Annotated in this window: 9 protein-coding genes and 1 pseudogene; 5 read left to right on the forward strand and 5 right to left on the reverse strand. The window is 73.4% G+C overall.

Annotated features, from left to right (window positions below; translation table 11 throughout):
* Positions 1-127: 127 nt before the first annotated feature.
* Positions 128-794 (reverse strand): annotated as a pseudogene (locus ACZ6BG_RS23395) (response regulator transcription factor).
* A gap of 126 nt (positions 795-920) precedes the next feature.
* On the opposite strand from ACZ6BG_RS23395, the gene ACZ6BG_RS23400 reads away from it, so the two are divergent.
* The 4 genes from ACZ6BG_RS23400 to ACZ6BG_RS23415 are packed head-to-tail and all read left to right on the forward strand — an operon-like array spanning position 921 to position 4511.
* Complete coding sequence (locus ACZ6BG_RS23400) at positions 921-1442, forward strand: hypothetical protein (protein WP_469004497.1); 522 nt, start codon at positions 921-923, stop codon at positions 1440-1442.
* Positions 1439-2506, forward strand: coding sequence for an efflux RND transporter periplasmic adaptor subunit (locus ACZ6BG_RS23405; protein WP_469004500.1), 1068 nt, complete (start codon positions 1439-1441; stop codon positions 2504-2506). Before ACZ6BG_RS23400 ends, ACZ6BG_RS23405 begins: the two co-directional genes overlap by 4 nt.
* Positions 2503-3300 (forward strand): ABC transporter ATP-binding protein, encoded by a 798-nt coding sequence (locus ACZ6BG_RS23410; RefSeq protein ID WP_469004503.1) that lies wholly within the window; start codon positions 2503-2505, stop codon positions 3298-3300. Before ACZ6BG_RS23405 ends, ACZ6BG_RS23410 begins: the two co-directional genes overlap by 4 nt.
* On the forward strand, positions 3297-4511 hold the full coding sequence (locus tag ACZ6BG_RS23415; RefSeq protein WP_469004505.1) for an ABC transporter permease: 1215 nt from the start codon (positions 3297-3299) through the stop codon (positions 4509-4511). The genes ACZ6BG_RS23410 and ACZ6BG_RS23415 overlap by 4 nt, the downstream gene beginning before the upstream one ends.
* 458 nt (positions 4512-4969) lie before the next feature.
* Here the strand turns inward: ACZ6BG_RS23415 and ACZ6BG_RS23420 are convergent, their stop codons facing one another.
* The 4 genes from ACZ6BG_RS23420 to ACZ6BG_RS23435 form a co-directional block, all read right to left on the reverse strand.
* A complete protein-coding gene (locus tag ACZ6BG_RS23420; RefSeq protein ID WP_469004508.1) occupies positions 4970-6334 on the reverse strand; it encodes a PAS domain-containing protein in 1365 nt (454 codons plus the stop codon).
* 481 nt (positions 6335-6815) lie between these two features.
* Entirely contained in the window at positions 6816-8432 is a 1617-nt protein-coding gene (locus tag ACZ6BG_RS23425) for a transporter (RefSeq protein WP_469004510.1), read from the reverse strand.
* Complete coding sequence (locus ACZ6BG_RS23430; protein ID WP_469004513.1) at positions 8429-9220, reverse strand: ABC transporter ATP-binding protein; 792 nt, start codon at positions 9218-9220, stop codon at positions 8429-8431. The genes ACZ6BG_RS23425 and ACZ6BG_RS23430 overlap by 4 nt, the downstream gene beginning before the upstream one ends.
* 199 nt (positions 9221-9419) lie before the next feature.
* Complete coding sequence (locus ACZ6BG_RS23435) at positions 9420-10106, reverse strand: bifunctional DNA primase/polymerase (RefSeq protein ID WP_468457235.1); 687 nt, start codon at positions 10104-10106, stop codon at positions 9420-9422.
* Between the two features lie 400 nt (positions 10107-10506).
* Between ACZ6BG_RS23435 and ACZ6BG_RS23440 the strand changes: the two genes are divergently transcribed.
* Positions 10507-11895, forward strand: coding sequence for a transcriptional regulator (locus ACZ6BG_RS23440; protein ID WP_380846090.1), 1389 nt, complete (start codon positions 10507-10509; stop codon positions 11893-11895).
* The last annotated feature ends 239 nt before the right edge of the window (positions 11896-12134 follow it).

Below are 12134 nucleotides of genomic sequence, written 5' to 3' on the forward strand. Positions count from 1 at the left end.
CCGAGGCCGCGGGGCGCGCCGGGCCGACGGGGGGCGCCCCGCGCGCGGAGGGTGCCGAACACGCGGAGGCGGTGGCCGCCGGGCAGGCGGGGCACGGCGGACGCGCCCGCGCCCGGGGCGGCGGGCCTCACAGCGCCACTCCCGAGATCCGGTATCCCGCCCCCGGCACCGTCTCCACCACCCCCGGCTCCCCGAGCTTCGCGCGGAGCTTGGAGAGGGTGACGGACGGCGTTGGTGCGGTAGCTGGTGTCCTCCTCCCAGACCTGTTCGATCAGGTCCTCGCCGCTGACCACGGCGCCGTCGGCGCGAAGCAGCGCCTCCAGGACGGCGAACTCCTTGCGGGACAGCGACAGGTGGCGGCCGTCGCGGCTGGCCTGGCGGCGCGCGGTGTCCAGGACGACGCCCGCCCGCTCGATGACCGGCGGCAGCGCGGGACGGGCGCGCCGCCCGAGGGCGAGGACCCGGGCGAGCAGCTCGTCGTACGCGAACGGCTTGGTCAGGTAGTCGTCGGCGCCGAGCCCGAGGCCCGCGACCCGGTCGCGCACCGTGCCCGCCGCCGTGAGCATCAGGACACGGGTGAGCAGGCGCTGGCGCACGACACGGCGGCACACCTCGTCGCCGTGCACGCCGGGCAGGTCCCGGTCGAGGACGAGGACGTCGTACTCGCCGAGCTGGAGCTTGCGCAGCGCGGTCAGGCCGTCCGCCGCCACGTCGACCGCGAGCGCGTCGCGGCGCAGCCCGACGGCGATCATCTCGGCCAGGAATTCCTCGTCCTCCACCAGCAGTACGCGCATGTCGCCCTGTGTACCCGAGGGCCACCTTTCGCCGGTGTAAAGGTTTGCCGTGAGAGAGACGAAACCCCGCTTCCCCCGAACCTGGGCCGGGACACCACCGGACACCACCGGACACCAGGGGAAGCCATGACCTCACGTACGCGCACCACGTCACGTACCCGTACGCACACGCGCTCCGCCGCGCTCGCCGCCGCGGCCGCCCTCGCGCTCTTCGCGACCGCCTGCTCCGGCGGGGGCGACGGGGGCGACGGGGGCGACGGCAAGAAGGACACCGGCGGCAAGGAGAACGCCGCAGACAAGGCCTTCAAGGAGCGCGAGTGCCTGCGCAAGCACGGCCTGAAGGTCCCCGAGCCGAAGTCGGGCCAGGACGGCAACGGCATCACGATCGGCGGGGACCTCAGCAAGGAGAAGATGCAGAAGGCCCTCAAGGAGTGCACCGGCAAAGGTCCGGGCTCGGCGGGCGGCGGCGTCTCGCAGGCCGACAAGGACAAGATGGTCAAGTACGCGCAGTGCATGCGCAAGAACGGCTTCAACATGCCGGACCCGGAGTTCAAGGACGGCATGGCGCGCGCGATGCCCGCTCCGAAGGGCGCCGAGATGAAGAAGATGGAGAAGGCCGCCAAGGCGTGCAAGGGCATCGTCGGATGAGGCGGCGCACGGCAGTCGTCTCGACAGTCGTCGCTCTGCTCGCGGTCACCGGCGCCGGGGTCGCGGTCACCGGAATCGGTGGTTCCGGCGGCGGTGGCGGGTCGACGCGGAGCGCGGACATGCCGCCCGCCACCGCGGCCGTCGAGCGCGGCGACCTCAGCAGCGGCACCCAGGTCGACGGCACCCTCGGCTACGCCAAGGAACGCAAGGTCAACGCGGGCGGCGCGGGCATCCTCACCCGCACCCCCGGCACGGGCGACACCATCCGGCGCGACGGCCGCCTGTACGAGGTCAACGGCGTGCCCGTCCGCCTGATGTACGGCACCGTGCCCATGTACCGCACCCTCAAGCCGGGCTCCGAGGGCGAGGACGTACGGCAGCTGGAACTGAACCTCCAGGCGCTCGGGTACGCGGCCGGGCTCGCCGTCGACGACGAGTACACGGCGGGGACGGCGGCCGCCGTGAAGCGCTGGCAGAAGGCGCACGAGCGGCGGCAGACCGGGCGGGTCGAGCCCGGCGACATCGCCTTCTCGCCGTCCGCGGTGCGCGTGAAGTCCGTGGCCGCGGCGGTCGGCGACCAGGTGGCGCCCGGCCGGCCGGTGCTCACGACGACCGCGTCCGAGCGCGTCGTGCGGTTCCAGCTCGACGTGTCCGACGGGAAGCTGGCGAAGGTCGGCACGAAGGTCGAGGTGTCGCTTCCGGACGGCTCGACGGCGTCCGGCCGCGTCGCCGCCGTCGGCCGGACCGCGAAGCCCGGCGACGACCCGTCCGACAAGACCCCGAAGATCCCGGTGACGGTGTCCTTCAACGATCCCTCGGACGTCCGCGGCTTCGACCAGTCCCCGGTCACCGTGAACCTCACCGGCGAGACCCGCGAGGGCGTCCTCTCCGTCCCCGTCAACGCCCTCCTCGCCCTGCCCGGCGGCGGCTACGGCGTCCAGGTCGTCGCCGGGGGCAAGGCCCGCCAAGTCCGCGTGAAGCTCGGCATGTTCGGCTCGGGCCGGGTCGAGGTGAGCGGCGGGGGGCTGCGGGCGGGGATGAAGGTCGGGGTGCCGAAGATATGAGCGCGCGGCGTGCGGAGAGCACGTACGAGAAGTACGCAGAGCACGGGGAGGGGGCGCCGGGAGGCCGCGACCGCCCCGGTCCCCGGCCGGTCGTCCGCCTCACCGGAGTCACCAAGGAGTACCCGGGCGGTGTCGCCGCCCTGCGCGGAGTCGACCTCGACGTCAAGGAGGGCGAACTCCTCGCCATCGTCGGCCCGTCGGGCTCGGGCAAGTCGACGCTGCTGCACATCGTCGGCACGCTGGACCGGCCGACGGCGGGGACGGTGGAGATCGCCGGGCACGACGTGGCGTCCCTGTCGGACCGCAGCCTGTCCGCGCTGCGCGCCCGCCGCATCGGCTTCGTCTTCCAGGCCTTCCACCTCGTCCCCGGCGTCAGCGCCCGCGACAACGTGGCCGAGGGCCTGCTCTACTCCGGCCTGCCGCGCGCCGTGCGCAGGGCCCGCGCCGCCGAGGCCCTGGACCGCGTCGGCCTCGCCGACCGGATGCGGCACCGGCCGCACGAGCTGTCCGGCGGCCAGAAGCAGCGCGTCGCCATCGCCCGCGCGGTCGTCGGCGAGCCGGACCTGCTGCTCGCCGACGAACCCACCGGAGCGCTCGACTCCGCCTCCGGCGAGGCGGTCATCGAACTCCTCCACGGCCTCAACTCCGAGGGCGCGACGATCGCCGTCATCACGCACGACGGACAGATCGCCGACCGGCTGCCCCGACAGGTGCGGATCCGCGACGGCCGGGTGGTGCACGACGGCGGCCGCGCGGTCCAGGACGTACCAGCACAGGGAGCCGTGGCGCGATGACCGCTGACCGTACGCAGCCAAGGCGGCTGCGCGCCGCCCGGCTGAGCCCCCGCGACATCGCCCACGTCGGCGCGTCCGGGCTGCGCAGCCGCCCGATGCGCGTGGTCCTGTCCGCGCTCGGCATCGCGATCGGCATCGCCACGATGGTCGCGGTGGTGGGCGTCTCGGCCTCCAGCAAGGCCCAACTCCTCGAAAAACTCGACAAGCTGGGTACGAACATGCTGGTGGCCGCGCCCGGGGAACCGCTGTTCTCCGGCGAGGAGCCGAAGCTGCCGAAGGACGCGGTGGGGCGGGTGTCCCGGATCGAGGGCGTCGAGGACGTCGGGGCCACCGGCGACATCGACCGCACGGTGCGGCGCAGCGAGAAGATCCCCGAGGGCGAGACCGGCGGCATCGCCGTCAAGGCGGCCACGGAGGACCTCCTGAAGGTCCTGCGCGGCCGCACGGCGAGCGGCACCTGGCTGAACGCGGCCAACGCCCGCTATCCCTCGATCGTCCTCGGCCATGTCGCCGCCCGGCGCCTCGGCATCACCTCGCCGGGGCAGCAAGTGTGGGTGGACGACCGGTACTTCACGGTCATCGGCATCCTCGCGCCGCTGCCGCTCGCGCCCGACGTCGAGCGCTCGGCGCTCACCGGATGGGCCGCGGCGAAGTCGCTGCTCGGCTTCGACGGGCACCCGACGTCGCTGTACGAGCGCTCGGCGGACGACGCCGTGCACGACGTGCGCGCGCTGCTCGCCGCGTCGATCTCGCCCGAGAGCCCGCGCGACGTGCAGGTCACCGATCCGTCGGCGGCGCTCCAGGCCAAGGCCGACACGGAGGGCGCGTTCTCCACGCTGCTCCTCGGCCTCGGCGGCATCGCCCTGCTCGTGGGGGGCGTCGGCGTGGCCAACACCATGATCATCTCGGTCCTCGAGCGCCGCTACGAAATCGGCCTGCGCCGCTCCCTCGGTGCCACCCGCGGCCAGATCCGCATCCAGTTCGTCACCGAGTCCCTGATGCTGTCCGGCCTCGGCGGGCTTGCGGGCGTCGCGCTCGGCGCGGTGGCGACGGCCGCGTACGCGGCGTCCGGGGAGCTGCCCTGGGTGGTCCCCCTGTGGTCGGTGACGGCAGGCTTCGGCGCGACCTTGGCGATCGGCACGGTGGCGGGCTTGTACCCCGCGGTACGGGCGGCACGGCTGTCGCCGACGCTGGCGTTGCACGCGGCGTAGGCGTGGCCCGGCTGGGAGCTCCCCAGTCCCGCCCCTTTCCCGAAACCATGGGCTCCGCCCCTGGACCCCGGGGGTGGGTGTCCCGTCCGGCTGGGCCGGGGCCCCGCCGAATCGGCGCTCCGCGCCTCGTCCTCAAACGCCGGACGGGCTGAAACTTCGCCGGACGGGCTGAAACTCCGCGGGACGGGCTGAAACTTCGCCGGACGGGCTGAAACTCTGCGGACGGGCTGAAACTTCGCCGGACGGGCTGAAACTCTGCGGGGCGGGCTGAAACTCCGCGGGCGGGCCGAAACTTCGCGGGGCGGGCTGAAACGCAGCCGCACATGCCCACCCGCCCCGGCAACTTTCCAGCCCGTCCGGCGCTTGAGGACGAGGCGCGGAGCGCCGACAAGCGGGGGTCCGGGGGCGCAGCCCCCGGTTTCGGAGAAGGGGCGGGACTGGGGCGCCCCCGCGAGGACCTACCCCCGCACCCCCGCCAGATCCAGCGCCGCCGCAACCCTCGCGGCCACACTCTCCGCATACGCGGCGTCGGCCCGCTCGAACTGGGCCCGGGCCGCCCCCCGAAGAAAGGTGACCACCCCGAGGGTCCGCCCCCGGCTGCGGAGCACGGCGCACAGCGCGTGGACGGACGACTCGGGCCACTGCCGGGCTAGGGCCCACTCCCGGGCCCGCCCGGGATCGGCGGTGGCCGCGGTGGCCCGCACCGACCCGACACGCTCGACGCACTGCGACGCGGGGTGCCCCTCCAAGTACCGCAGCGGCAACCGCGCCTTGCCCGCGGGCTGACAGGGCCCGGGCGCCCCGGCCGGGGTGACGGCGGCCCGGACGAGCCGCAGCTGGGGCTCCTCGCTCTCGACCACGTCGACCAGGGCGTGGTCGGCGAACCCGGCGAGGGCGAAGTCGAGCTGGACGGTGGCCGCCTCCATGGGGTCCTCGCACTCGGCGGCGGCCCGCGCGGCCCGGTGCAACTGCTGCGACCGGAAGCGCAGCTGGGCCGCCTCCGCCTCCGTCTGCTTGGCCTCGGTGACGTCGAGGAACAGCCAGCCGACGCCCAGCGGCACGGGCTCCTCGGCGAGCGGCGAACCGAGCCGCAGGAACCCGCTGCGCCAGCAGCGCCGCTCCGGCTCGCCGCCGTCCCCCCGGACGGCCAGCCACATCTCCGCCGGGGCGGGCGGCGAGCCCTCCGCGAGCACGTGCGTGAGGGCGCTCTCCAACTCCTCGACGCCCTGGGAGAGGACCTCGCCGAGCGGCCGCCCGAGGAGCGCCGTGCGCCCCATGCCGAGGGCCCGCGCGGCGTGCGCGTTCACCACGGCGGGCCGCAGATCGGCGTCGACGAGCACCACGCCCCACGAGGCGTTGTCGAACAGCGCCTCGCTCAGGGCGATGGACCGCTCCAGGTCGATCTGGGTGTGCACCTCGCTGAAGGCGCAGTACACCCCGCTCGGCTTGCCGTCGCCGCCGCGCACGGACGAGGTCTGCGTCCGCACGAGCACCCGCCCGCCGTCCTTGGTCAGGAGCGCGAACTCGTCGACCTGCCGCCCCGGCGCGTGCATGGCGGAAAGCAGCCGCCCCTCGACGTCCTCGGCGTCGGCGCTGCGCACCGCCCAGCCGGCGAACCCGCGCCGCCCGACCGCCTCCGCGGCCGACCAGCCGAGGATCCGCTCCGCCTCGCGGTTCCAGTGCGTCACGACCCCGTCGGCGTCGAACGCGCACAACGCGGCGTCCATCCCGTCGAGCAGCGCCGCGAGCAGTTCGGCGCCGCCGGGCTCGGGCTCCTCGGGGCCCAGTTCGTCGGTGGTTCCGCTCTGTCGGGAAGCACTCACCCGGACCCCCCTGCAGGCTGTGTCCTCGTAGTCAGATCATTCAACTTGAACGTGACGCAGCCCACAGTAAGTTCCCGGAAGTTGAGGCAAATCGTTGCCGTACCAAGGTCTCAGAAAAACAGTTGAACGGCTCGGGCGGGCTTCCTAGGGTGGGTGTCACTTCGGAGAGGAGGTGGTTCGGCAGATGTATGAATACCGGACGGAAGAGGTGGCTGCGGGCTAGCGGCCCGCCACCACACTGAGTGCGGTGCCGGACCAGCGTGCGATACGGGCACGCAGCCGGCCGTAATTCCAAGCAGTCACCCGACCCGCGAGCCGCCGGTACGTCCGGCCGGCTTCCCCGGCCTCACGGCAGGGGAACCACGGCTCGCGGGTCGCTCCGTGTCCGGGACGGGATCTGGAACCGGGATCCGGGAGCTGGGAGCCACGCCCGCGCCCTCGGGAGCCACGCTCGCGCCCCCCCAGGAGCCCCCTCCTCACCTCACCCCTTGCTCACCGCCGCCAGGATCTCCGGCAGCCGCCGCGCCACCCGCGGCGCCGCGATCCGCAGGCCCGCCGCCGTGACGGCGGCCCCGTAGGCCGCGCCGAGGGGCAGCAGGACCCAGCTCCAGGAGCCGTGGCCGGCGGTGTGCAGCCAGATGGTGAAGGCAAGGACGGGCGCGCAGAGCACGGCGGCGGCGATCATCCCGCCGAAGATGGAGATCCAGGCGAGGCCCGCCTGGCCGGGGGCGACGTTCTTGTGGCCCTGCTGCGGAATGGAGTAGGGGAAGCGGGCCGACGACCAGGCGCCGGTGGTCAGCATGGCGCCGAGGAGCGCGAAGGACAGGCCGAGCGCCTCCGGCAGGGCGCGCCACTCGCCGAGGAGCACCGCCGTCAGGACGGTGACGAGGGTCGCGTACGGCAGCGTGATCACGAGCAGGGCGAGCGCGCGGGCCCGCAGCTCCTCGTACGCGTCCCGGGTCGAGGAGATCGTCATCGCGACCATCCAGAACGCGGACGTGTCCTGCCCGAACTGGTTGTACATCTGGATGCCGAGCATCCCGGCGGCGAAGCACGCGAAGTAGAGGGAGCCGGTGCCCTGGAGGGCGTTGAAGAGGGGCACGATCAGGCCGATGGCCAGGGACGTCACCCAGGCGGCCTTGGTCTTGGGATCGCGCCAGACATAGCGGAGGGTGCGCTCCATGACGGGGCCGGTGCGGCCCGCGGGGAGCAGGGCGAAGAGGCCGCCGGTGGTGCCGCGGCGCTTGCGGGACGGCTCCGCCGCGGCGAGCGTGGAGCCGTCGGGCGCGGTCATCAGGCGGGTGAGGCTGCGCTGCCAGAGGTGCAGGAGCAGGACGAGGGCGGCGCCGGACAGGGCGAGTTGGGCGGCCGCCGTGGCGTACCGCGCCTCGCTGGTGGCGTGCACCGCCGAGAGCGCCGACGACGGCGGGATCCAGCCGAGCACGTCCGCCGCCGGGTCCAGCTCGCCGAGGCCCGCGTCCGACGAACCGAGCCGCTGCGCACCGAAGTTGACGACCTGCGCGCCGACGGCGATGACGAGTCCGCTCAGGACGGCGAGGTCGCGGCCCTTGCGGCTGGTCAGCAGGCGGATGTTGGCGGCGGCGACGGCCCGCGCGAGCGCCACGCAGACGAGCAGCGTCAGCGGTACGGCGACGACGCCCACGGCGACCGCCGCCCCGCCGTCCGCCACCGCGACGACCGCGCCGAGCGCCAGACAGAGCGTGAACAGCGGCCCGATGCCGACGAGCGAGGCGACCAGGAGGGCGCGCACGAGGGGCCGCGGGCGCAGCGGCAGCATCACCAGACGGGTGGGGTCCAGGGTCTCGTCGCCGCTGGGGAAGAACAGCGGCATCACGGCCCAGCCGAGCGCGAGGACCGCGACGAGGATGACCGACACGGTGGCGGCGTGCTCGTTGCCGCGCAGCAGGATCAGGCCGAGGAGCTGGAGCGCGGCGAACAGGAGCGCGACGACGGCGGACGCCACGTACGCGGCGCGGCGGCCGGAGGACTGGCGCAGGCCGTTGCGCAGCAGGGACAGCTTCAGGCGTACGAAGACGGGGGTCAGGCCGGTGCTGGGGGCCGCGGCGGTGGCCGTCATCGGGCGCCGCCGCCCAGCCAGTCGAGGTCCGAGCCCGCGTCGCGGCCGTTCGCGCCGACGAGTTCGAGGAACGCCTCCTGGAGCGTCGCCGCGTCGCCGCGGACCTCGGCGAGGGGGCCCTGGGCGCGGATGCGGCCCGCCGCGATCACGGCGACCCAGTCGCACAGGGACTCCACCAGCTCCATCACATGGCTGGAGAAGACCACCGTCGCCCCGGAGGTGGTGTAGCGCTCCAGGACGCCGCGGATGGTCTGCGCGGAGACCGGGTCGACGCCCTCGAACGGCTCGTCGAGGAACAGCACTTCCGGGTTGTGCAGCAGGGCCGCCGCCAGGCCGATCTTCTTGCGCATGCCGGTGGAGTAGTCGACGACCAGCTTGTGCTGCGCGCCCGCGAGGTCCAGTACGTCCAGGAGCTGGGTGGCCCGTTTGTCGACCTCGTCGCCGGGCAGGCCACGCAGCCTTCCCGTGTACGCGAGGAGTTCACGGCCGGACAGGCGCTCGAACAGGCGCAGGCCCTCGGGGAGTACGCCGATGCGGGCCTTGACCTCGGCGGGGTCCCGCCAGACGTCGTGGCCGACGACCTCCACCGTGCCCTGGTCGGGGCGGAGGAGGCCGGTGACCATGGAGAGGGTGGTGGTCTTGCCCGCGCCGTTCGGGCCGACGAGGCCGATGAACTTGCCCGCGGGGAGGGTGAGGTCGATGCCGGCCACGGCGAGTTGCTGGCCGAAGGCCTTCCACAGGTTGTGTACGCGCACCGCTGCCGCGGGCGTTTCCGTCGCGTCGGCCACCGTTGCCCCTTTTTCCTCGCCGTCGTCCTGTGTGCGCACGATACGTCGGCTCGGGGGGCCTTGGACTGACGGTGGCCGTCGGACGGGGCCGTGCCCGCCCGTGCTGCCCCTGGCGGCCCAGCCGCCCACAGGGGAAGAAGCAGGCGGAGGCGGGCGCCCACAGGACGGGCCGCGGCGGCTGCCGGGACGGGCCGGGCACCTACTTCCTGCGGGCCTCCCTGCCGCAGGCGTAGGACAGGGGGGAGATGACTTCCTCGGCGTCGGGGAGCCAGCGGTTGGCGGGGGTGGGGCGGTTGGCCCACTGGACGGCGCCGGAGGCGCCGAAGCGGGTGGGGGGCGCGGCCACGTAGCCGCCTTCACCGAGGGTGACGAGGTCGAGGGCGGCGGGCGGCCAGCCGAGCTTGCGGACCAGGTCCGGGACCTTCGCCGCGGCGCCGGGCAGGACGAGGAACTGCATGCGCCGGTCGGGCGTGCACGTCACGGGGCCGAGCGTCAGCTCCATCCGCTCCATGCGGGCGAGGGCGAGGAAACCGGCGGTCTCGGGCACGTCGATCGCGTCGAACGTGCGGCCCGTGGGCAGCAGGATCGAGGCGTTCGGCTGCTTGGCCCACATCCGCCGGGCGACCGTCGCACTGCCCGTGGCCTGCGTGGGCCAGTCGTCGCGCACGGGGTGGGCGCCGGGCGCGGGGCAGGCGACCTCGCCGCACGAGCAGCGCCAGGTGCCCTCGACGGACTCGAGCCAGGCGCCGGGGAAGACATCCCAGTGGCGTTCCTCCGCGTACCGAACGGCCGTGTCCTGCAGGGCCTCTCCGCGCTGCTTCGGGATCTGCGCGGCTGACGTGACTCCGATGGTCTCTTCCACGAACCTCTCAACTGCGCGCGTCATGTCGGGTTACGGGGTGTCACGTGCGCGGGGGAGGAGCATCGATCCTGCGGCGGGGCGCATGGGTGCACGGGTGGGGGCGCGCATGGGCAAGGGGGGCCGGGCGCGGGTAGCCACGTCTGGGGCAGTCGGAGTTCGACCGAGTTCATCCTTGTTCATCGAGGTTCATCGGGCAGCCATGTTCACCCGGCTCGCTGACGTGTGCCGCACCCTGCCGTATCGAGGTGCGAAACATCAAGTTTCGGCAGGTTGCTGTTCATTTGTGGTGTATGTGGTGCATCTTCCGGTTGTTTCCAGGGCATTGATCATCTGGGCGATGCGGGCAAACCGGCCCGGACCGTTCCTCATTCGACATCCACATCCGAAGTTCCAGATGGTCCACGGTGCACACAGGGGGTACGCCATGGCCGCCAGGCCTCTCGTCGCACGGCAGCCGAACGAACGGCTGCAGGCGCTCATTCAGGAAGCCGGCTGTTCCAACGCCGGCCTGGCCCGTCGCGTGAACATGTGCGGCGCGGAGCACGGTCTCGACCTTCGATACGACAAGACGTCGGTGGCTCGCTGGCTGCGCGGCCAGCAGCCGCGCGGGCGCGCGCCGGGCATCATCGCCGAGGCGCTCGGCCGCAAGCTGGGGCGCACGGTCACGATCGACGAGATCGGCATGGCGAACGGCAAGAACCTCGCCTCCGGCGTGGGCCTGCAGTTCTCGCCCACCGTGCTCGGCGCGATCGAGCAGGTCTGCGAGCTGTGGCGCAGCGACGTGGGCAGGCGGGACTTCCTGTCCGGCTCGTCCGTCGCCGCGTCCGCGCTCGTGGAGCCGAGCAGGGACTGGCTGATCTCCTCGCCGGACGCGCAGGTCGGCCGGACCGCGGGGCCGCGCGTCGGGCTCTCGGACGTGGCCGCCGTGAAGGCGATGACGGAGGCCCTGACGCAACTGGACCACCAGTACGGCAGCGGGCATGTGCGCCCCGTCGTCGTGCACTACCTCAACTCCGTCGTCTCCGGGCTGCTCGCGGGCTCCTACCGCGAGGCCGTGGGCCGCGAACTGTTCGCCGCGGTCGCGCGGTTGACGGAACTGGCCGGATACATGGCCGTCGACACGGGCCAGCCCGGCCTCGCCCAGCGCTACTACATCCAGGCCCTGCGCCTGGCCCAGGCGGCGGGCGACCGGGGGTACGGAGGATACGTACTCGCGGCGTCGATGAGTCACCTCGCCGCGCAGCTCGGCAACCCGCGCGAGATCGCGCAGTTGGCGCGGGCGGCGCAGGAGGGCGCGCGCGGGCGGGTCTCGCCGCGCGCGGAGTCGATGTTCTACGCCGCGGAGGCGCGGGGCCACGCGCTGCTCGGCGACGCCCGGTCCACGCAGATCGTGGCGGGGCGCGCCGTCGAGGCGATGGAACGGGCCGTGGGCGAGGAGGACTCGGGCGACGACCCGGTGTGGATCCGCCACTTCGACCAGGCGTATCTCGCCGACGAACTCGCGCACTGCCACCGCGACTTGGGTCAGGCCGACGCCGCGGCCCGGTGCGCGGAGGAGTCCCTGGCCGGGCATCCGCCGACCCGGGCGCGCCGCCGCGCCATCGGCCTGGTGCTGCTCGCCACGGCCCAGGTGCAGCGCCGCGAGATCGAACAGGCCTGCCACACCGGCCTGAAGGCGGTCGAACTCCTCGGCACCCTGCGGTCCAACCGCGGCGCGGAGTACCTGGACGACTTCCAGCAGCGGCTCGAACCGTTCCGGGAGGAGCCGGTGGTACGCGAGTTCGGGGCGCGGCTCGACCTGCAGGCGGCGTGACGGTCGCCACGGCGCGTACGGTCGCTGACGGCCTGTTGGGGGGCGTGTGGCGTGAAAGGGGCGCAAGGAACCCCGCGCCGGGACGCACGCCCCCTTCAACAGCGTCTGCCGCACGACTTCTGTTACTCAAGTGACACCTGCGTCAGGGGTGCCGTCCGGCGTGCTCTGAGCTGCGTGGCCGAGCCCCACGGGGACCCGGTAGCGTGAGCCGACGTTCCGAAGGTCCCCCATTCGTAGGA

The sequence above is a fragment of the Streptomyces sp. NPDC041205 genome (genome assembly GCF_055591765.1).

What these genes read in the sequence shown, in the direction of transcription:
- ACZ6BG_RS23400 (WP_469004497.1), top strand. Translation starts at nt 921, where the DNA reads ATGACCTCACGTACGCGCACCACGTCACGTACCCGTACGCACACGCGC.
- ACZ6BG_RS23405 (WP_469004500.1), top strand. Translation starts at nt 1,439, where the DNA reads ATGAGGCGGCGCACGGCAGTCGTCTCGACAGTCGTCGCTCTGCTCGCG.
- ACZ6BG_RS23410 (WP_469004503.1), top strand. Translation starts at nt 2,503, where the DNA reads ATGAGCGCGCGGCGTGCGGAGAGCACGTACGAGAAGTACGCAGAGCAC.
- ACZ6BG_RS23415 (WP_469004505.1), top strand. Translation starts at nt 3,297, where the DNA reads ATGACCGCTGACCGTACGCAGCCAAGGCGGCTGCGCGCCGCCCGGCTG.
- ACZ6BG_RS23425 (WP_469004510.1), bottom strand. Translation starts at nt 8,432, where the DNA reads ATGACGGCCACCGCCGCGGCCCCCAGCACCGGCCTGACCCCCGTCTTC.
- ACZ6BG_RS23435 (WP_468457235.1), bottom strand. Translation starts at nt 10,106, where the DNA reads ATGACGCGCGCAGTTGAGAGGTTCGTGGAAGAGACCATCGGAGTCACG.
- ACZ6BG_RS23440 (WP_380846090.1), top strand. Translation starts at nt 10,507, where the DNA reads ATGGCCGCCAGGCCTCTCGTCGCACGGCAGCCGAACGAACGGCTGCAG.